At 72.1% G+C, this 19,995-nt stretch carries 18 protein-coding genes and 1 pseudogene; 6 read left to right on the forward strand and 13 right to left on the reverse strand.

What is annotated here, in order from left to right; all coding sequences use genetic code 11:
• Positions 1–24: 24 nt before the first annotated feature.
• The 3 genes and pseudogenes from rplT to infC all read right to left on the reverse strand — a co-directional run bounded on the left by rplT (position 25) and on the right by infC (position 1,537).
• Positions 25–408: a 50S ribosomal protein L20 gene (rplT, locus tag AOK17_RS20095; protein WP_007457565.1), complete on the reverse strand. Its 384-nt coding sequence runs from the start codon at positions 406–408 to the stop codon at positions 25–27.
• Positions 409–503: 95 nt separating this feature from the next.
• Positions 504–698, reverse strand: coding sequence for a 50S ribosomal protein L35 (gene rpmI, locus AOK17_RS20100; RefSeq protein ID WP_019065473.1), 195 nt, complete (start codon positions 696–698; stop codon positions 504–506).
• A gap of 130 nt (positions 699–828) precedes the next feature.
• Positions 829–1,537, reverse strand: a pseudogene (infC, locus tag AOK17_RS20105) (translation initiation factor IF-3).
• Between the two features lie 413 nt (positions 1,538–1,950).
• Between infC and AOK17_RS20110 the strand changes: the two are divergent.
• Positions 1,951–2,307, forward strand: a complete 357-nt coding sequence (locus AOK17_RS20110; protein ID WP_055613892.1) for a DUF1844 domain-containing protein — start codon at positions 1,951–1,953, stop codon at positions 2,305–2,307.
• A gap of 95 nt (positions 2,308–2,402) precedes the next feature.
• On the opposite strand, the gene AOK17_RS20115 is transcribed toward AOK17_RS20110, so the two are convergent.
• Positions 2,403–3,134, reverse strand: a complete 732-nt coding sequence (locus tag AOK17_RS20115; RefSeq protein WP_055613932.1) for an SseB family protein — start codon at positions 3,132–3,134, stop codon at positions 2,403–2,405.
• A gap of 215 nt (positions 3,135–3,349) precedes the next feature.
• Here AOK17_RS20115 and AOK17_RS20120 point away from each other — a divergent pair, with 215 nt between their 5' ends.
• Positions 3,350–4,354 carry a serine hydrolase gene (locus tag AOK17_RS20120; protein ID WP_055613893.1) on the forward strand — a complete coding sequence of 335 codons (1,005 nt, stop codon included), beginning with the start codon at positions 3,350–3,352 and terminating at the stop codon, positions 4,352–4,354.
• Between the two features lie 77 nt (positions 4,355–4,431).
• Here AOK17_RS20120 and mycP read toward each other — a convergent pair whose 3' ends face one another.
• Positions 4,432–5,610, reverse strand: coding sequence for a type VII secretion-associated serine protease mycosin (gene mycP, locus AOK17_RS20125; RefSeq protein WP_055613894.1), 1,179 nt, complete (start codon positions 5,608–5,610; stop codon positions 4,432–4,434).
• Complete coding sequence (locus AOK17_RS20130; protein WP_055613895.1) at positions 5,607–6,425, reverse strand: hypothetical protein; 819 nt, start codon at positions 6,423–6,425, stop codon at positions 5,607–5,609. The genes mycP and AOK17_RS20130 overlap by 4 nt, the downstream gene beginning before the upstream one ends.
• Positions 6,426–8,510: 2,085 nt before the next feature.
• Here AOK17_RS20130 and AOK17_RS20135 point away from each other — a divergent pair.
• Positions 8,511–9,713 carry an amino acid deaminase/aldolase gene (locus AOK17_RS20135; RefSeq protein ID WP_055613896.1) on the forward strand — a complete coding sequence of 401 codons (1,203 nt, stop codon included), beginning with the start codon at positions 8,511–8,513 and terminating at the stop codon, positions 9,711–9,713.
• A gap of 56 nt (positions 9,714–9,769) precedes the next feature.
• On the opposite strand, the gene AOK17_RS20140 is transcribed toward AOK17_RS20135, so the two are convergent.
• From AOK17_RS20140 to AOK17_RS20155, 4 genes are all read right to left on the reverse strand, one after another.
• Entirely contained in the window at positions 9,770–10,726 is a 957-nt protein-coding gene (locus AOK17_RS20140; protein ID WP_055613897.1) for a DUF2510 domain-containing protein, read from the reverse strand.
• Positions 10,727–10,787: 61 nt separating this feature from the next.
• Positions 10,788–11,579: a 3-oxoacyl-ACP reductase gene (locus AOK17_RS20145; RefSeq protein ID WP_055613898.1), complete on the reverse strand. Its 792-nt coding sequence runs from the start codon at positions 11,577–11,579 to the stop codon at positions 10,788–10,790.
• The gene (locus tag AOK17_RS20150) at positions 11,576–12,964 is read right to left on the reverse strand and encodes an aldehyde dehydrogenase family protein (RefSeq protein ID WP_055613933.1); all 1,389 of its coding nucleotides are present in this window, start codon (positions 12,962–12,964) and stop codon (positions 11,576–11,578) included. The genes AOK17_RS20145 and AOK17_RS20150 overlap by 4 nt, the downstream gene beginning before the upstream one ends.
• Before the next feature lie 8 nt (positions 12,965–12,972).
• The gene (locus tag AOK17_RS20155) at positions 12,973–14,337 is read right to left on the reverse strand and encodes a glutamine synthetase family protein (RefSeq protein WP_055613899.1); all 1,365 of its coding nucleotides are present in this window, start codon (positions 14,335–14,337) and stop codon (positions 12,973–12,975) included.
• A gap of 77 nt (positions 14,338–14,414) precedes the next feature.
• Between AOK17_RS20155 and AOK17_RS20160 the strand changes: the two genes are divergently transcribed.
• Together AOK17_RS20160 and AOK17_RS20165 are read left to right on the forward strand one after the other, a co-directional pair.
• On the forward strand, positions 14,415–15,149 hold the full coding sequence (locus tag AOK17_RS20160) for a FadR/GntR family transcriptional regulator (RefSeq protein WP_055613900.1): 735 nt from the start codon (positions 14,415–14,417) through the stop codon (positions 15,147–15,149).
• 111 nt (positions 15,150–15,260) lie between these two features.
• Positions 15,261–15,941, forward strand: coding sequence for a gamma-glutamyl-gamma-aminobutyrate hydrolase family protein (locus AOK17_RS20165; RefSeq protein ID WP_055613901.1), 681 nt, complete (start codon positions 15,261–15,263; stop codon positions 15,939–15,941).
• Here the strand turns inward: AOK17_RS20165 and AOK17_RS20170 are convergent.
• Both AOK17_RS20170 and AOK17_RS20175 read right to left on the reverse strand, forming a co-directional pair.
• On the reverse strand, positions 15,910–16,902 hold the full coding sequence (locus AOK17_RS20170; protein ID WP_055613902.1) for a phosphotransferase family protein: 993 nt from the start codon (positions 16,900–16,902) through the stop codon (positions 15,910–15,912). The genes AOK17_RS20165 and AOK17_RS20170 overlap by 32 nt on opposite strands.
• 199 nt (positions 16,903–17,101) lie before the next feature.
• Entirely contained in the window at positions 17,102–18,052 is a 951-nt protein-coding gene (locus tag AOK17_RS20175) for a LysR family transcriptional regulator (RefSeq protein ID WP_055613903.1), read from the reverse strand.
• Between the two features lie 70 nt (positions 18,053–18,122).
• On the opposite strand from AOK17_RS20175, the gene AOK17_RS20180 reads away from it, so the two are divergent.
• The gene (locus tag AOK17_RS20180) at positions 18,123–19,325 is read left to right on the forward strand and encodes a TDT family transporter (RefSeq protein ID WP_079053154.1); all 1,203 of its coding nucleotides are present in this window, start codon (positions 18,123–18,125) and stop codon (positions 19,323–19,325) included.
• Here the strand turns inward: AOK17_RS20180 and AOK17_RS20185 are convergent.
• Positions 19,252–19,971 (reverse strand): helical backbone metal receptor, encoded by a 720-nt coding sequence (locus AOK17_RS20185; RefSeq protein WP_055613905.1) that lies wholly within the window; start codon positions 19,969–19,971, stop codon positions 19,252–19,254. The two genes, AOK17_RS20180 and AOK17_RS20185, sit on opposite strands and share 74 nt — an antisense overlap.
• Positions 19,972–19,995 lie beyond the last annotated feature (24 nt).

Consider the following 19,995-nt stretch of genomic DNA (forward strand, 5'->3'; position numbering starts at 1 on the left):
GTCCGGCCAAGGCCAGCGCCAGCGTCACGCAGCCTTCGGCGCGTTGACGTCCGACGGCAGCGCCTTCTGCGCGACCTCGACGAGCGCGGCGAACGCGTTGGCGTCGTTGACGGCCAGCTCGGCGAGGATCTTGCGGTCCACCTCGATGTTGGCGGCCTTCAGACCCTGGATGAGGCGGTTGTACGTCATGCCGTTCTGGCGGGCCGCAGCGTTGATGCGCTGGATCCACAGCTGACGGAAGTCACCCTTGCGCTTCTTGCGGTCGTTGTAGTTGTAGACCAGCGAGTGGGTGACCTGCTCCTTGGCCTTGCGGTACAGGCGCGAACGCTGACCGCGGTAGCCCTTGGCGGCCTCGAGGATCGCCCTGCGCTTCTTGTGGGCGTTGACTGCCCGCTTGACGCGTGCCACTTGTTAACTCCTTGTAGCGGGGCCGTGGTGGTCGTCACACGGCCCGAATTCGATTGGGTCCCGGTCCAGACGTACGGCGCCGAGGCGCCCGAACGTCACTTGCCGAGAAGCTTCTTGATCTTCTTGGCGTCGCCCGGGGCCATCTCGGCGTTGCCGGTCAGGCGGCGCGTCACGCGCGACGACTTGTGCTCGAGCAGGTGGCGCTTGCCGGCGCGCTCACGGAGCACCTTGCCGGAGCCGGTGATCTTGAAGCGCTTGCTGGCACCGCTGTGCGACTTGTTCTTCGGCATAGCGCCGTTCTCTCCTCGTCAGTGGCGCTCCTGTGCCCGGTCGTGAAACCGGGCACAACGGAACGTCATGTGTATCGGTTGACGTCCCCGGACTCGCGTCCGGGAACCCCCTTGGACTCTCGCCCCGGGATCAGGCCTCGGCGGAAGCCTCGGCCGGAGCCTCGGCGGTCTCCGTGTCGGCGTCGGCGACCTCCCCTTCGGGGATGTCGTCACCCGTGTGGTTCTGCGACTTGCCCGGGTTGGCCTTCGCCTCCGCCTTGCGTGCCGCCTGAGCCTCACGGGCCTCGGCCATCGCCTCGGTCTTCTTCTTGTGCGGACCGAGAACCATGATCATGTTTCGGCCGTCCTGCTTCGGGTTGGACTCGACGAACCCGAGGTCCTCGACGTCCGAAGCGAGACGCTGCAACAGTCGGTAGCCGAGTTCCGGCCTGGACTGCTCGCGACCACGGAACATGATCGTGATCTTGACCTTGTCGCCCTGCTTGAGGAACCGCACGACGTGACCCTTTTTGGTGTCGTAGTCGTGCGGGTCGATCTTCGGCCGGAGCTTCATTTCCTTGATGACCGTGTGCGCCTGGTTCTTGCGCGCCTCACGGGCCTTCATGGCCGACTCGTACTTGAACTTCCCGTAGTCCATGAGCTTGCAGACCGGGGGACGCGCGCTCGCAGCCACCTCGACCAGGTCGAGGTCGTACTCCTGCGCAAGCTCCAGGGCCTTGGCAAGCGGAACAATCCCGACCTGCTCGCCGCTGGGACCGACAAGTCGCACTTCGGGAACGCGAATCCGGTCGTTGATGCGGGGCTCGGTGCTGATGGATCCTCCTCGGATAGCACCACACGGACTGTCTGGCAAACAGCTCGCATACGTCTCTTTGACTGGACCAACCGCCGCGGCACATGAAAAATGCCCCGGACAGGACACAGGCGGTGGCTCCAAGAAATACCGGAGCACCGCCGCGGTGACCCGCGGGGCGCATATCCAGCGACTCCATCGTCCGTACGGAACGATGGTGGCCGCCTGACCGGGTGACCCGCCGTCCCGGAGGACAGTCGGGTGGGAGATCGGAGCCTCCACTTGCGGGCCGGGCACAGGAGTGACCGGCCGGTCGTTACACAAGGTTAGCAGCTCCCCCCGGGTGGTGCGAATCGGCCTGCATGCACCGTTCTCCGGCTGTTCCGAGGAAGGGGAGGCAGAAGGGGAACAGTGCTCCCGCGGACGGGGGCCGACGGGCCGGGGCCTATCGTGTGGGGCATGAGTGAGACCCCTCCTGAGACCCCCGACTTCGACGCCATGACCCGCGACATCGCGGAGGTCCCCGCGGTCGAGGTCCTCGTGACGGTCGCCGTCAACCTGATGAGCGCCGCCGCCGTGAAGCTCGGTCTGACCGAGGAGGGCGACAAGTACAAGGACCTCGACGAGGCACGCAAGCTGGTGCACGCGCTGGCCGGGCTGCTCGACGCGAGCGCGACCGAGATCAGCTCCTTCCACGCGGCCCCGCTGCGCGACGGCCTGAAGTCGCTGCAGCTGGCGTTCCGCGAGGCGTCACTCGTCCCGGACGAGCCGGGCCAGGGCCCGGGCGAGAAGTACACGGGCCCGGTCTTCGGCTGACCCGCCCGTCACCACCCTTTTCCGACGGACGCCCAGCCGTCTGTCTTCTTCCGATGTACGCCCAGCCGTCTGTGGCGTACATCGGCGTACGTCCACTACTGGCGTACGTACAGGGGCTCGCCCGGTGGCGTCGCCTCGGCCGGCAGGAGTGCCAGGTCGAGACCGCGTACCAGGCGGGCCCTCAGTGTTTCGTCCGCGGCGAGGCGGCGGGCGACGGCCTGTGCGGTCTCGGCCGGGGCCGCGGACGGGTCCAGTACGAGGGCGAGGGTGCCGTCGGCCCGGCCGGGGCCGAGGTGGGCGCGGAGCACCAGGGGCTCGGCGGCGACCGCCGCGCGTACCGCGGCGACCACGGCCGGATCGGCCAGCGGGTCCGTCGTGGTGCGCCCTTCGGCGAGCGCGAGCAGGGCCGGGCCCGAGAGCTCGTACGGGACGGGGCCCGCCAGGTCGAGTACGACAGTGTCAGCCTTCTCGTGGGCGGCGGCCTGGAGAGCCTGGTGCAGGGGTACGGCGACGGGGCGGGCCTCGGGGTCCCAGCGGGCCAGCGACTCGGTGGACGTGAAGGCGGGCAGGGCGGTCCGGTCGCCGGCCTTGAGGGTGGGGACCGCCATGTCGCTGGTCTTCTCGCGGCGCAGCCCGTTCTCGTCCTCCTCGACCTCACCGAGCACGGCGACCACGGGCACGAGGAGCCGGGCCCCCTTCAGTGCGGCGAGGACGGGGCCGTGCGCGGACCGGTCCTCGGCCCAGGCCGTGAGCGCCGCGCTCAGCCGGGGGTCGGCGGAGCCGTCGTCGTCGGAGAAGCCGGAGTCGGGGATGTTCTTGTTCGCCACGGGCACCGAGCCTATCGGTGGGCGGTGGCGGTCCGTGCCGGTGGGCGGCACCGGCCCCTCCGGTGGGGAACGCCGGCCCGTCTGGTGGGCCGATCGTGCGGTTTGCGACGCTCGGAAACCCGTCGTTCACGGGTTCACGGGATTCTCAGGGATCGCTGACACGCTTCTAACATCCGTCTAACCGGGCACACAGTGCCGGGGCCCACGATCGCGGCATGTTCCCCCACCGGGCTCGTCTGTGCAGTGGCCGTCCGTCCCGTCGCAGGTCTCTCCTGTACGCCTCGGTCGCCTCCGTGGTGCTCGTGGGCGCCACGTCCTCGGGGACTCTGTACGTGAAGGCACAGGCGCACGATGCCGAGGGGCTCGTATCGTCCTCGGTGTCCCGCGGGGCGGAGGCTTCGTCGGGGGCGACCACGGCGATGGAGGCGACGGTGGAATCTTCGGCGATGCCCACGGCTGCGGCCAGTTCCAGGACCAGGCCCAGTCCCGTGGTGGACCGGGACGCGCTGCTCGCCGAGGCGGTGAAGGCCGTGGCCGTCGAGGACGGGGCAGCGGTGTCGGTGGCGGTGCTGGACGTGGCGTCCGGAGAGAGCGCGGTGTACGGGGACGGGGCGTTCGACACCGCGAGCATCGTGAAGGTCGACATTCTGGCCTCGTTGCTGCTGCGGGCGCAGGACGCGGGGCGAGGGCTCACCGCGCAGGAGAAGACGTACGCCGCCGCGATGATCCGGAACAGTGACAACGCGTCGGCGACCGCCCTGTGGACGGCGATCGGGCAGGCGGAGGGGTTGCGGGCTGCGAACAAGCGGTTCGGGCTGCGGGACACCGAGGGCGGGGACGGGGCGCTGTGGGGGCTTACGCAGACCACGGCCGCCGATCAACTCACCTTGTTGCGGCAGGTGTTCGGCGAGAAGCCGGAGCTGAGCGAGAGTTCCCGGGCGTATCTGACCGGGCTCATGGGGGAGATCGCCGTGGGACAGGACTGGGGGGTGTCTGCGGCCTCGTCCGGCGTGGGGGCCTCTGAATTCGCCCTGAAGAACGGGTGGTTGCCTCGGAGCGCGACCGGGTTGTGGGACATCAACAGCGTGGGGCGGGTGAGTGCGGGCGGCCGGGAGTATCTCGTGGCTGTGCTGTCCGACGGCAACTCGTCGAAGGAGAAGGGGGTTTCGGTGGTGGAGGCTGTGGCGAAGGCGGCCGTGTCCTGCTTTGACGGGGACTGAGGCTGTGGTGACGTGCGGGCTGTTCCGGGCCGGTCGCGCCCACGCGGCGGAGCCACAGATGTCGCAGCCTCGCGCCCCTATCGGGGCTCGGTCGGTTTTCTGCTGCCTCGCCAGAGGATGACGGCCACCACCAGGAGGACGCCGCCGGTGCTGCCGGCCAGGGGGCCGACCCAGGCCGAGGTGGGCCTGTCCTCCTTGGCGGTGTCGGGGCCCTTGCCGAAGTACTTGTTGTTGTGGGCCGCCGCTTTCAGGCCCTCGGGCTTCAGGTCGGCGCCTTCCTTGATGGCTGCCGCGGGGTCCACGAAGCCGAAGCCCCGGGAGTCGTCGCGGCCCCCGGTGGGGGCGTCGCGGGCCGTGTCCTCCAGGAGCTGCTTGATCTGGGCCGGGGACAGGCCCGGGTGGGCCGCCTTGATGAGGGCGACCGCGCCCGAGACGAAGGCCGACGCGGCGCTCGTGCCCCAGCCCTCGTAGTACTTCCGGTCCGGATCGGCGATGACGACGTCGACGCCGGGCGCGCTGACCGTGGCGTACCAGCGGCGGGTGGAGAACGAGGCGCGGGTGCCGTAGCGGTCGACGGCGGTCGCGGCGATGACGCCCGGGTAGGCCGCCGGGTACGAGATGTGGTCGCCCTTCTCGCCGCCGTTGCCGGCCGAGGCGACGACGACGGCGCCCTTCTTCAGGGCGTACTGGACGGCGGCGTCCTCGGAGGCCTCGGGGTGGGCGGACTTGGAGTCGTCGCCCAGGGAGAGGTTGATGACGTCGGCGTCGTGGTCGGCGGCCCAGCGGATGCCTTCGGCGAGGGCGTTGCCGCGGGTGTTGCGGGCCTTGCCGCGGGCGGAGTCGCCGTCTTCGAGGATCACGCGGACGGGGAGGATCTTCGCCTCGGGGGCGATGCCCATGACTCCGTCGGCGTCGCCCGCGCCGTGTCCGTGGCCCGCGATGATGCCGGCCATCGCGGTGCCGTGGCGGGCCCAGGGGCGGTCGCCGCGGCCGGCGCCGAAGCCGACCATGTCCTTGCCGGTGAGGACGTTGCCCTCAAGGTCCGGGTGTTCGTCGTCGACGCCCGTGTCGAGGACGGCGACGGTGATGCCCTTGCCCTTCGTCGTCTGCCACGCCTCCTGCGTGTGCATCGCGTCGAGGGCCCACTGCTTGGCGCGGATGCCGTCGGCGTGAGCGGCCGTGGCGGGCAGGAGGGCGATGGCGGCGGCCATGAGGCCGACCACGAGTCCCCTCCCGGGCAGGGCCCTGCGGGTCATGACGGCTTCTCCGTGGCCGAGTTGACGGTTTTTCGGAGGCTTCGCTCGATGCGGTCGGCGAGGCCCTGTGCGTCGTGGCCCAGGCCGCCCTGGGCGGCGGGCGTGGTGGCGTCGGCCTTCATCGCGTCCTCGGCGGGCTGCGGTTCGGTGAAGGTACGGCCGTCGGCGAAACCGGAGACGGCGTAGACGACGACCGGGGCGTCGGTCAGGACCGACACGGTCCAGGACGTGCGTTGGGCGTCGCCGAACCCGGCGGCGAGGGTGCCCTGTGCCGCGTACGGGCGGGGCATGAGGTCGCGCCGCCGGTCGAGGCCCTGGGCGTTGAACCGGGTGCGCAGGGTGCCCATGGCCGCGGAGTCCGCCTTCGTGAACAGCAGGCCGACCGTGGTGACATGGCTTCGGGTGGCGTCCGTGTAGGTCGCGCGCAGGAGGCGCAGACAGCCCGCGGGGGCGAGTGCCTTGCGCAGGAGCGGGTCGAAGGCGTCCTTGCAGCCGCTGTCCGGGGCCACGGCGATACGGGTCCACGCGCGGTCGGCGCCGCCCGGGCCCGCGCCCTCGCCGTCGACGGTGGGCGGGAAGAGTTCGTCCACGGGGATGCTGTGCCACAGGGCCCCGGCCGCCGTGAACGCGTCCGGTTTTCCGGCCCCGCCCGCACTGTCACCGCTCAGCCAACTGCCCGTCACCGCACCACCGATGAGCCCGAGCCCCAGCACGACGCAGGTCACCACGGCCGCGAGGCGGGGACGCGGGCGGGCGCCTCCCGTGTGCGGCTGGACGGTGTCGTTGTCGTACGTGTCCGGGGCCGCGAGGGACACGAAGGGGCGGTGGGCCGGGTCCGGGGGATCGGCGACGTGCGGAGTGGGATCCGTGAAGGACTCCGCCGAGCCTGACAGGCGGATCTCGGGACGGCGCGGGGCGCTGGGCGCCGCCGCGGGCGGGTCGGCCGGGACGGGCCGGAGCCTGGTGGTCGTCTCCGACGGAGTCTCCCAGGGCGCGCCGGTGCGCCGCGCGGAGGGGTGGAACGTGCTCGGCCGCGGCGGAACGGGCGGCCTGGCCGGGCGCTCGGCGACGCCTGGTCCGGAGGGTGGTGCGACGGGGCGTTCGGCGGCACCGGACGCGGACGGTGATGCGACACGGCCCTCGGCAGCGCCCGGCCCGGACGACGGCGCGACCCGACGCTCGGCGGCCCCCGGCCCAGACGGAGGCGCGACCCGACGCTCGGCGGCACCTGGCCCAGACGGCGGCGCGACTCGGCCCTCGGCAGCACCCGGCCCAGAGGATGGCGCGACCCGACGCTCGGCAGCACCCGGCCCGCTCGGCGGCGCTACTCGGCGCTCGGCAGCACCCGGCCCAGACGGCGGGGCGACACGGCCCTCGGCAGCACCCGGCCCAGACGGCGGCGCTACTCGGCCCTCGGAGGGGCCCCGCCTAGGCGCCGGAGTCTCCGGCCTCGGTGGGGCGAAGGGGCGCAGGGGCAGGCCGGTGACGAGGCGCTGGTCCGGTGATGTGCCGTTGGCCGTCCTCGGTTCGGTGGCGGGACGGGGTGGGGCGGACCTGCCCTCGCCGTGCGTCATCGAGTTGCGGGGCTCGGCCGCGGGCCGCGACGGACCGTCGGTCGCCCGGGTGTTCCGGCCGGCGACTCCCGCCCCTCCCGGTGCGTTCGCGGGACGCGGCGGGACCCCGGCCGCTCCCTCGGGGTTCCTCCTCGGAGCCTGCGGATCCCCCGCCGGACGCTGCGGAAAGCCTGTCCGCCCCGCACGCCCTACGGTCGCCCCGGACTCGGTCGCCGGACGGCGCGGAGCACCGGCCTGCTCGGCACGCCCTGTACCCGTCCCGGACTCCGACGCCGGACGGGAGGGAACGCCCGCCCGCTCGGCACGCCCCGCACCCGTCCCGGAGCCGGTCGACGGACGCCCTGGCACATCGGCCTGATCGGTGGTCCTCGGGGCCGCCCCGGGTTCACGCGCCGGACGCGGCGGAGCGCCCGTCGGTTCGGCGCGTCCCGGAGTCGCCCCGGGGGCGCCGGTCGGACGCGGTGCGCGAGCCGCGTATTCCGGGCTCGTCGGGCTCGTCGGAGTGGTGCGTGGGCCGGTCGACGGACGCGGTGGGACGGGCGGCTTCCCTGTCCGTTCCACGCGCGGCATGGCACCCGTGTCGGGCGGCGGTGTGTCCGGGAAGCGTGCCGAAGCGGGCGGCGGCGGGGGCGTCTCAGGCTCGTGTCGTCGTTCGCCGGCGGGGCGGAGGTTCTGGAAGCGGGACGACGCGGCCGAGGACGTACCCCGGGGGCCGGTCCCGTCCGACGCGTGCGGCCGGTGCGGTGTGCCCGGGGCGCCGACGCCCGGCCGACTCCCCGCGCTGCCGGGCCTCAGCGGCGCGTCTCCGAAGCCGCGCCCGACCAAAGAGCCCGTGTCATCTGCGCCGGGTCCCTCGGGCCGCCGCGGAACACCCGCGGTCCCGACACCCGGTGTCCCGGACTCGTGCGGCGCACGCCCCGGCCTCGCAGGTCCGAACGCGTCGAAGGCGTCCTGCCAGGGCCGCCGGTCCGGGCTCCCGGGCACCCCGGCGTCGGCACGGCCCGACGGCGTACCCGAGTTGCCCGTGTCTCCCGTGTCCCCGGACCCCTCGGACTGCTCTCGTCCGCTCTCCGCCGAGGGCTGCTCGGGGGGCGTCGAGGGGCGAGGAGGAATGGAGGCGCGGCGCGCTTCCGTGCTCATGCACCCCCCGTTTCCTCGGCCCCGGCGACCGGCCCGCCGAAGGATCCCCTCCGGATCCGTTCCCTGCTTGCGTGCGCGTCACTCTACGGGTTGACGCTGTGCGAGTGGGAACCAGTCGGCAGGCCCGGGGCATCTGCCCGGAACGTCCCCCTACCCTGCGGTAATCAGGTCTGGCAGGCTTCGCCCATGACTGCCCGCGCCGCAGACCGGGCCCGTTACGACCGGGCCACCGCTCACCTAGACGCTCCCGTCGCCATCGTGGACTTGGAGGCCTTCGACGCCAACGCGGAGGATCTCGTACGGCGGGCGGCGGGCAAGCCCGTACGCGTCGCGAGCAAGTCCGTACGCTGCCGTGCGCTGCTCGAACGCGTGCTGGCCCGGGACGGCTTCGCCGGGATCATGTCGTTCACGCTCGCCGAGTCGCTGTGGCTGGCGCGCTCCGGTTTCGAGGACGTACTGCTCGCGTATCCGTCCGCGGACCGCAAGGCGTACGCGGAGCTCGCCTCCGATCCGAAGCTCGCGGGCGCCGTGACCGTCATGGTCGACGACCCGGCGCAGCTGAAGCTGATCGACGACGCCCGGGACGGCGGACGCGAAGAGGTGCGTGTGTGCCTGGAGTTGGACACCGCGCTGAAGATGTTCGGCGGCCGGGTCCGGGTCGGCGCCCGCCGTTCACCGCTGCACTCCCCCGCCCAGGTCGCCGAGATGGCTCGTACGGTCGCTCGGCGGCCCGGATTCCGGCTCGTCGGGATCATGGCGTACGAGGGGCACATCGCGGGGGTGGGCGACTCCGTGCAGGGGCGGCCTCTGCGGTCGCGTGCGATCCGGCTGATGCAGGCCACGGCCCGCAAGGAGCTGGCGCAGCGCCGTGCGGACGTCGTGCGGGCGGTCCGGGCGGTCGTGCCGGACCTGGAGTTCGTCAACGGCGGTGGCACGGGCAGCGTCCAGCACACCGCGGCCGAGGACTCGGTGACCGAGATCGCGGCCGGGTCGGGGCTGTACCAGCCGCGGCTCTTCGACAACTACACGTCGTTCAGCGGGCGTCCGGCCGCGCTCTTCGCGCAGCCCGTCGTGCGCAGGCCGGGGGTGGGTGTGGTGACCGTCCTCGGCGGCGGCTACCCGGCGTCGGGTGCCGCGGGCCCCGACCGGTCGCCCGTGCCGTACCTGCCCGAGGGACTGCGGTACGACGCCCAGGAGGGGGCCGGCGAGGTGCAGACGCCGCTGCTCGGCTCACCCGCGGACGATCTGCTGATCGGCGACAAGGTGTGGTTCCGGCACGCGAAGGCCGGGGAGCTGTGCGAGCGGTTCGACGTGCTGCAGCTCGTGGAGGGCGACGCGGTGACGGTGACGGTCCCGACCTATCGCGGAGAGGGCCACACGTTCCTGTAGCCGACGGCTGACAGCCGATTGCCGGTCTCGGTCCGGGAAGCCGAGGCCGGGGCCGACTACTGCGTGGGCCCGATGCTGCTGCCCACTCCGCCGCCCGTGCCCTCGTCGCCGACCGGCCGGATCCCCTTGGTGATCCGGTCCATGTCGGCGAGGGGCGGCCCCTCCTCGCCCGCGTCGAAGGCGTAGCGCACCATGACCATCGACTCCGAGCCGACGCTGGACGGGAACGCCATCGATTGGACGTAACCTCCGGGCCCCGCCTCGGTCTTGACGCGCCAGCGCACGAAGTACCCGGTGCGGCCGGCGACCGCCACCGACCCCTGCTCGACCACCTCGTGCGAGGTGATTCCGTGGAAGGGGCGCTGGTTGACCTTGTTGCGGTCGTAGGCGCGGTCTGCCGCCTCGGAGATGTCGTCCTTGGCGAGGGTCTCGGGGGACTTCTCGTCGTTCGAGGTGACCGTGCGCGAGATGACCGTGCCGTGGCGGCAGAGGCCGTCGTCGCCCGGGCAGTCGTACGTCCCGGACGTGGTCATCACGATGTCGGCCTCGATGACGCTCCGCGGTCTGGCCCAGCCGTCGAGGAGCGGCAGGGTGATGCCGTTGAGCTCGTCCACGACGACGGAGGGGTCGTCGGCGGACGGTTCGGAGCTGGACTCCGAGGGTGAGGGCGAGGGCTCGGCGCTCGTGGGCGCGGACGACGTGGGCGTCGGCGCGGTCTGCGTCTGCGGGTCGCCGTCGTCCCCTCTGAGGACGACGGCGCCCGTGACGATCGCGGCGACCAGCACGACCGCCGCCGCGGTGAGGGCGATCGCCTTCGCACGACCGGAGCCGCCGGAGACGCCGGTCCCGAGCGGAACCGTCGGCGTCGAAGGCGTGAACTGCGGCTGCGCGTACGGCTGTTGGGGCGTCGTCGCCTCGGGTGAGCGCCGGTGTTCGGTCCAGGCGGTCCCGTCCCACCAGCGCTCCACGTGCGGGGCGGAGGGGTCCCGGTACCACCCGGGCGGGGGCGTCATGCTCATCCCGGCACTCTAGGCGCCACCCGCCCACCGGCACACGGCCGCCTCCGCCGGAGGCCTAGAGCGGGGTCACGTATGCGCCAGAGATCCCGCCGTCCACCAGGAAGTCCGTGGCGTTCACGAACGAGGAGTCGTCGCTGGCGAGGAACGCGACCGCCGCGGCGATCTCCTCGGCCTGCGCGAACCGCCCGACCGGGATGTGTACGAGGCGGCGCGCGGCCCGCTCCGGATCCGTGGCGAACAGTTCCTGGAGGAGAGGCGTGTCGACCGGCCCGGGGCACAGCGCGTTCACGCGGATGCCCTCCCGCGCGAACTGCACGCCCAGTTCACGGGACATGGCGAGAACTCCGCCCTTGGAGGCCGTGTACGAGATCTGCGAGGTCGCGGCGCCCATCCGGGCCACGAAGGACGCGGTGTTGATGATCGATCCCTTGCCCTGCTGCCGCATGTAGGGGATCGCGGCCTTGCAGCACAGGTACACGGAGGTGAGGTTGACCTCCTGGACGCGCTTCCAGGCCTCCAGGCCCGTCTCCAGGATCGAGTCGTCGTCGGGCGGCGAGATGCCCGCGTTGTTGAAGGCGATGTCGACGGACCCGTACGTGTCGAACGCGGTCCTGAAGAGCGCCTCGACCTGCTCGGGGTCGGTGACGTCGACCTTCACGAAGATGCCGCCGATCTCCTCGGCGGCGGCCTTGCCGCGGGTCTCGTCGACGTCGCCGCAGACGACGTGGGCGCCCTCGGAGGCGAGCCGGCGGGCGGTGGCGAGGCCGATGCCGCTGCCGGCCCCGGTGATGACGGCGGTGCGGCCGACCAGGCGGCGGCAGATGATGTCGTCGGTCGATGCGCTCACTGTGCGGGGCCCTCCGTGCTGATGAAGACGTTCTTGGTTTCGGTGAAGGCGGCCAGGGCGTCCGGGCCGAGTTCGCGGCCGATGCCCGACTGCTTGAAGCCGCCGAAGGGGGTCCAGTAGCGGACGCTGGAGTGGGAGTTGACGGACAGGTTCCCGGCGCGGACGGCGCTGGAGACACGCAGGGCGCGGCCCACGTCCCGGGTCCAGATGGAACCGGCCAGGCCGTACTCGGTGGCGTTGGCGAGGCGGATCGCGTCGGCCTCGTCCTCGAAGGGGAGGACCACGGCGACCGGCCCGAAGACCTCCTCGACGGCCACGCGCGCGTGGGACTCGATTCCGGTCAGGACGGTGGGCGGGAACCAGAAGCCGGGGCCTTCGGGGGCGGCGCCGCGGATGCCGGCCGCACTGCCGGTGGCCTCGGTGACGTACGAACGTACGCGCTCCAGCTGGGACCTGGAGATCAGCGGGCCCATGGCGGTCTTCTCGTCGGCCGGGTCGCCGACGACGACGGACTCGATCGCCGGGGCGAGGAGTTCGAGGAAGCGGTCGTACGCGGACCGCTGGACGAGGATGCGGGTGCGGGCGCAGCAGTCCTGGCCGGAGTTGTCGAGGAAGGACATGGGGGTGGCTGCCGCGGCGGCCTCGATGTCGGCGTCGGCGAAGACGATGTTCGGGCTCTTGCCGCCGAGTTCGAGGGTGACGCGCTTGAGATGCGCCGAGCCCTTCGCCAACACCTGTTTGCCCACGGCCGTTGACCCCGTGAAGACGATCTTCGCGACTCCGGGGTGTTCGACCAGCGCGTTGCCGGTGATCGCGCCCGCTCCCGGGAGCACCTGGAAGAGGTGCTCGGGCAGGCCCGCCGCCAGGGCGAGCTCGGCCAGCCGCAGGGCGGTCAGCGGGGTCGTCTCGGCGGGCTTGAGGATGACCGCGTTGCCCGCCGCGAGCGCCGGAGCGGTACCCCATGCCGCGATGGGCATCGGGAAGTTCCAGGGCGCGATGATCCCGACAACGCCCAGCGGTTCGAGGATCGTGATGTCGAGACCGCCCGGCACCGGGATCTGGCGCCCGGTGAGCCGCTCCACTCCCCCGGCCGCATAGTCGAGCAGATCGCGCACATTGCCCGCTTCCCAGCGGGCGTTGCCGACGACATGCCCTGCCTCGCGGACCTCCAGCTGGGCGAGCTCCTCCAGATGCTCGTCGACGACGACGGCGAAGCGGCGCAGCAGCCGGGCGCGCTCCCCGGGAGCCAGGGCGGCCCATCGGACCTGCGCCCGTCCCGCCCGTACGACCGCGGCGTCGACGTCCTCGGGGGTGGCACCCGGGACGGTGGAGATGACCTCCTCCGTCGCCGGGTTGAGAACTACCAGTTCGTGCAGCTGCGACAACTTCGGCCTCACAGACGTTCGAAGGAGCGGCGGAGCTCCCAGTCGGTCACCACGGCGTCGAAGGCGTCCAGTTCGACGCGCGCCATGTTGCGGTAGTGCGCGACCACCTCGTCACCGAAGGCGGCCTTGGCGATCGCGCTGTTCTCCCAGATCTCGGCGGCCTCGTGCAGCGTGGTGGGCACGTGCTCGTACCCCGAGGTGTACGCGTTCCCGGTGCACGCCTCCGGCAGCTCCAGCTTCTGCTCGATGCCGTACAGCCCGGCCGCGACGAGCCCCGCGACGGCGAGGTGCGGATTGACGTCGCCGCCCGGAAGCCGGTTCTCGAACCGCATCGAGCGACCGTGCCCGACGACGCGCAGCGCACACGTCCGGTTGTCGTACCCCCAGGCCACGGCCGTCGGCGCGAACGACCCGGGCTGGAACCGCTTGTACGAGTTGATGTTGGGCGCGTACAGCAGCGAGAAGTCCCGGAGTGCGGCGAGCTGTCCGGCGAGGAAGTACCGCATGACCTGCGACATCCCGCCCGCCCCGTCGCCCGCCATGGCATTGGTTCCGTCGGCGTCGGCGAGCGAGAGGTGGATGTGACAGGAGTTGCCCTCGCGCTCGTTGTACTTGGCCATGAAGGTGAGCGAGACACCTTCCTGGGAGGCGATCTCCTTGGCCCCGGTCTTGTAGATGGCGTGCTGGTCGCAGGTGACCAGGGCCTCGTCGTACTTGAAGGCGATCTCGTGCTGCCCGGGATTGCACTCACCCTTGGCGGACTCGACGATCAGCCCGGCGGCGCCCATCTCATTGCGGATCCTGCGCAGCAGGGGCTCGATCCGCCCGGTCCCGAGCACCGAGTAGTCGATGTTGTACTGATTGGCCGGCGTGAGCCCCCGGTAGTTCGCGTCCCAGGCCTGCTCGTACGTGTCCTTGAAGACGATGAACTCCAGCTCGGTGCCCACCTGCGCGGTGAACCCGTGCTCGGCGAGCCGTTCCAGCTGGCGCCGGAGGATCTGGCGGGGCGCGGCCACGACGGGCGAGCCGTTGTCCCAGGCGAGGTCGGCGACGAGCATCGCCGTACCCGCGTTCCAGGGAACACGACGCAACGTGCTCAGGTCCGGATGCATGGCGAAGTCGCCGTATCCGCGCTCCCAGGACGACATCTCGTACCCGTCGACGGTGTTCATCTCGGTGTCGACGGCCAGGAGGTAGTTGCAGCCCTCCGTACCGTGGTGCAGGACCTCGTCGAGGAAGAAACGCGCGGCGAACCGCTTGCCCTGGAGCCGTCCCTGCATGTCCGGGAAGGCCAGGACGACCGTGTCGATCTCGCCGCTCGCGACGAGGGCGTGCAGCTCCTCGACACTGAGGGGTGGTGTGCGGTCTGCCACGGGAAATGCCTCCTTCGGTCAGCCGAGAGCCATAAGGTATTGCCGAGAACCATTGCTTGGGAAGGGGGCACGGCCAGATGCCGCAGCCGGATCCACACGAACTGAACGACCGGTTGACGCCGGTACTGCGCCCGGTGCGCGCGGGCAACGGCTTCGAGGAGGCCCTGGAGCAGATCCTCCAGGTCGTCCGGCTCGGCCTGGTCCCCGGTGGCGAACGGCTGCCCGCGGAACGGGAGTTGGCGGACCGCCTCGGCATCAGCCGGGTGACGCTGCGCGAGGTCCTGAAGGTCCTCCAGGACCAGGGCCTGGTCGAGTCGAGACGCGGCCGCTACGGCGGCACGTTCGTCCTCCCCCGGACCGACGCCCCCGGCGAGGCGGAGCTGCGCCGCCGGATCGACGAGGTCGACATAGAGGACGTGCTGCGCTTCCGCGAGGTCCTGGAGGTGGGCGCGGCGGGCCTCTGCGCCACCCACGGCCTGCCCCCCGGCCACTCGGCACGCCTGCGCGATGCCCTGGCCCGCACCCAGGACGCCCCCCTGGCGGACTACCGCCGCCTGGACACCCTCCTGCACCTCACCCTCGCCGAACTGTGCGGTTCGCCGACGCTCACCGCCCAGTACGCGGCCGTACGCGCCACCGTGAACGACCTGCTCGACTGCATCCCGCTCCTGGTCCGGAACCTGGAGCACTCGCAGCGCCAGCACGAGGCACTGGTCGAGGCGGTGCTGGACGGCGACGCGGACGGAGCCCGGGAAATGATGCGAGAACACTGCGCGGGCACGGCGGCACTCCTGCGCGGCTTCCTGGCATAAGAACGTGTGCGAGACGGTCTCGGACAAGATCCGACCAAGCCACCCCTGTAAAGGTATGGGGTCGGTCTATTAGCCTCCTCCCGAGGGGCACGAGAAACAGGGAGCGTGGGGATGGCAGGCAGACCGCTCATCGGAGTCAGCACATACCTGGAGACCGCACGCTGGGGCGTCTGGGAACTGGAGGCGGCACTGCTGCCGGCCGGCTACCCGCGCCTGGTCCAGTCGGCGGGCGGCCTGCCCGCGATGCTGCCACCGGACGAACCCACCCGCGCGGCCGAGACCGTGGCCCGGCTCGACGGCCTGGTGATCGCCGGCGGCCCCGACGTGGACCCGTCCCGCTACGGCGCCGCCCGCGACCCGCGATGCGGCCCCGAGGCCCGCGCCCGGGACACCTGGGAACTCGCCCTGATCGACGCCGCGTTGGCCTCCGGCACACCCCTCCTCGGAATCTGCCGCGGAATGCAGCTCCTGAACGTCGCCCTCGGCGGAACCCTCGTCCAGCACCTCGACGGTCATGTCGAGGCCGTAGCGGTCTTCGGCCGACACACGGTGAAGCCGGTCCCGGGTTCCCTCTACGCCGGCTTGATCCCCGAGGAAACCTCCGTACCGACCTACCACCACCAGGCGGTGGACCGCCTGGGCACAGGCCTCGCCCCCTCCGCCCACGCAACGGACGGCACGATCGAGGCAATCGAACTCCCCGGCCCCGGCTGGGTGTTGGGCGTCCAGTGGCACCCGGAGATGGGCGAGGACCCGCGCGTCATGTCCGGCCTGGTTCGAGCCGCTTCCTGAGCCATTCGAGGGCGGCGTCGCCCTGGGCCCGCTGGAACACGCGGAGCGTCGGCAGGCCGGGCGGCGAGGGCCGCCTCGACTGTCCGACGAAGTATCCCGCCAGCGCCGCCAAGGTGGCCGTCACTCCGGCCGGGTCCGCCGCCCTCCCCAACGGGTGCCCGGTGAACAGCATTTCCGGATCAGGGCCGCCCTGTGCGCGGACGCACGGCAACATCACCAGGAGGTCGAACCAAGGGGCGGCCAGCTGGGCGTGCGGCCAGTCGACGAAGAGCACACGATGCGGTGCGTTCCCCGGGGCCGTGAGGAGGATGTTGTCGGCGCGGAGGTCGCCATGGGCGAGGGTGTCGCCCGAGGCGAACTCGGCCCAGGGCGCGGCGAGTTCGGCGAGCGCGGGAAGATTCCGTACGGTCCAGGGGTCGAGGCCCTCGCCCCTGTCTCCGGCTCGGGCTCCGCGCCCCTCGTCCAGCATCTTCTGCCAGCCTCGGAAGGCGCGCGAGAGTGCCTCTCCGACCGGCGGGACGTCCACGGGGGACGGCGTGAGCGTGCGGCTGAGCTCCCCCACGGCGTCGAGAACGCACGCCAACTCGCCCTCCTCCCAAGGCACATGGGGCTGACGCCCGTCGATGTCCTCGAAGACGAGCGCCACCCAGTTCCCGTCGTCGTGCACTCCGAGCAACCTCGGTGCGGGGGTCTCGGTAGGCAGGGCGGCGGCGTTCCTCGCTTCGCGTCGGTGCATGTCCGGGCTGTCCGGGTTCGCCTCGGCGCTCACGGCCTTGACGAATGCCCGTCGGCCGTCCGCGGTCCTCACCCGCGCTGCCAACCCCGGCGAGAATCCGCCGGTCTGCGTGACCGCTTCCACAACGGGGGCGCCGAGCAGGTCCGCGACGGCTCGCCGCACCGGCTCGGGGACCGCTTCCCACGGGGTGCGGACGCCTGTCGCCGGCGGTGCGCTCATCGTCATGCCCTACATCGTCCGTCGGCAGCGCGCCCCGTCGCCACCACATTTGCCACGGCGGGTGCGACGGGGCTCCGCCCGGGTGCGATGGGGTGCCTCGGGCGGGTGACCGGGTGAAGTGCCCCCGGTGGAGGGTCATGTACGGGTGGGTGAGCGCTGGTCGTAGCCACGCGGCGGAGCCGCAGATGTCACAGCCCCGCGCCTCCTACGACCGCGTCAACGTCAACAAGTCCCGCGCCGGTCCCGTAGGCCGATGCCCCACAGGCCAGACAGCCCGCAGATCGCGGCTCAGCCGGACCCCCTCCACGGGAATCTCGACGAGCCGCCGAGCAGACAACTCCTCCCCCAACGCCAGCTCGCTCAGAACCGCAGGCCCCGCCCCCGAAGCGGCAGACGCCTTGACCGCAGTCGTGGACGAGAGCTCGATCAGAGGGCGGGCCAGACCGCCGAGCGCCGCGTCCAGTACCTGTCGTGTCCCCGAGCCCTCCTCCCGCAGGATCAACGGCGCCCCCGCCAACTCCCCCGCGTCGAGCGCCCGCCGCCTCCGCGCCCACGCGTGCCCTGGTGCGGTGACCACGATCAGCCGGTCGTGGGCGATCACCACGGAGTCCAGGCCGCTCGGCACGGACACGCCCTCCACGAAGCCGAGGTCCGCCTCGCCGGAGAGCACGCGCTCGGCGACCACCGTCGAGTTCCCGGCGATCAGGGACACCGCGGTGTCCGGCCGCTGTGCGCGCAGCGCGAGCAGCCACCCGGGCAGCAGGTACTCGGCGATCGTCATGCTGGCCGCGACCCGCAGCCGGGAGTCCCGCCGGTCCCGCAGGGCCTGTGCCCCGGCGTCGAAGGCCTCCGCGGCCTCCACCACCCGCCGGGCCCAGTCCGTCACCAGCGCCCCCGCGTCCGTGAGCCGCGACCCGGTGGGCGAGCGGTCGACCAGGGCGACCCCCAGCTGCCGTTCCATGGACCGGATCCGGCTGCTGGCGGCCGGCTGCGTGATCCCGACCTCCCGGGCGGCCCGCCCCAGACTCCCGAGCCGCGCCACGGCGAGCAGCAGCTCCAGCGCACCCAGATCGGGGACCCGATGCGACAGCCCACCCACCGGTATGGACGCCGTCTCGCGAACCCCCTGGTCACTCGTCCCGTCATCCCGACTCATAAGCCCACCTTATGTCCTCATAGACCGGTACTCCCTGGTGGGCCGTCCCCCACCGAGGCACGGTGAACTCATGGCCACAGCCCACCCGCTCACCGCCACCACGGACAACACCAGCCATGCCAACCCCGGCCGCCCCACAAGGGCAAACGCGGAGGCAGCGGCAAAGTCATCCCCCTTCCGCCACCTCGGCCCCAACTGGTACGCCCCGGTGATGGGCACCGCGATCGTGGCCACCGCGGGCGCGGGCCTCCCCTTCGACGTCCCGGGCCTGCGCACGTTCTGCACTGCCATCTGGGCACTCGCCCTGGCCATGCTCATCGCACTCCTCGCTGCCCGAGCCGTCCACTGGACGCATCACAGGGACCAGGCCCGCGCCCACCTCCTGGACCCGTCGATGGCCCCCTTCTACGGCTGCCTCTCCATGGCCCTGCTGGCCGTGGGCGGCGGCGCCCTGGTGGTCGGGCGGGACTGGATCGGCGTACAGGCGGCGGTCGCCCTGGACGTAGTGCTCTTCTCCACGGGCACCCTGATCGGCCTGGCGGCGGCGGTGGCCGTCCCGTACCTGATGGTCGTGCGCCACCGGGTGGACCCGTCCCAGGCCACCCCGGTGTGGCTGCTCCCCCTCGTCGCACCGATGGTCTCCGCAGCGCTCGGCCCCCTGCTCGTACCGCATCTCCCGGCCGGCCAGCCCCGCGAGACGCTGCTGCTCGCCTGCCTCGCGATGTTCGGCCTCAGCCTGCTGGCCACGCTCGTGATGCTGCCGATGATCTTCGCGCGCCTCGTCACGGGCGGCCCGCTGCCGCTCGCGCTCACCCCGACCCTGTTCCTGGTCCTGGGCCCGCTGGGCCAGTCCACGACGGCCGTCGACAAGTTCGCCGTCGCAGCCCCGGGTGTGGTGCCCGCCCCGTACGAGGGGGGATTCGCGATCCTGCCGGTGCTCTACGGCGTCCCGGTGATGGGTTTCGCCCTGCTCTGGCTGGCGCTGGCCGCCGCCCTGGTGCTGCGGGCCCGCCGCCGGGGCATGGCCTTCGGCATGACCTGGTGGGCGTTCACCTTCCCGGTCGGCACGTGTGTGACGGGCGCCGAGGGGCTCGCCCGGCACACCGGACTCGTCGTCTACGACGGGCTCGCGGTCGCCCTGTACGCCCTGCTCCTCGCGGCCTGGGCGGTGGCCGCCGTCCACACGGCCCGCGGCCTGGTCAGCGGACGGCTGCTCGCAGCGCCTCGCCGAGTACTCGCGGTGCCTGCACCAACGACGGCCCGTACCACGTGAGATGGCGCCCGCCGACCAGCGCGCAGGGCAGCCCCGGGAACGCCTCCGGGCCGTCGTCGCTCGTGAAGCGGTACGGCTCGTCGGGCAGCACGACCAGGTCGAGGCCGGCGGCGCGCAGTTCGTCGACCGGGACGCGCGGATAGCGTTCGGCATGGCTCGCGTACGCGTTGTCGACGCCCAGCCGCGCCAGCACGTCCCCGGCGAAGGTGTCCCGTCCGACCACCATCCAGGGCCGCCGCCAGATCGGTACGGCGGCGCGCAGGCGCCTCTCCGGGCGGGGCGGGTCCAGCCAGGCCTCCTCGGCCTCGTCCAGCCACCGCGGCCGTGTCCGCAGTCCGCACGCGCGGACCACCCGGTCCAGTTCCCGAAAGGCCCCCGGCACGTCCCGTACCTCGGTGACGAGCACGTCGAGTCCCGCTTCCCGCAGGGCGGTCAGGTCGGACTCGCGGTTCTCCTCCTCGTTGGCGATCACCAGGTCGGGCGCGAGGGCGACGATCCGCTCGACGTCCGGGTTCTTGGTGCCCTTGACGCGTACGACGTCGAGGCCGGCCGGATGGCTGCACCAGTCGGTCGCCCCGACCAGGACGCCCGGCGCGGACACGGCGACGGCCTCGGTGAGCGACGGGACGAGTGACACCACTCTCATGGCCGAACCACCCTCATGGCCGAG

This window comes from Streptomyces phaeochromogenes, assembly GCF_001418655.1.
GTDB classification, from domain to species: Bacteria; Actinomycetota; Actinomycetes; order Streptomycetales; family Streptomycetaceae; genus Streptomyces; species Streptomyces phaeochromogenes.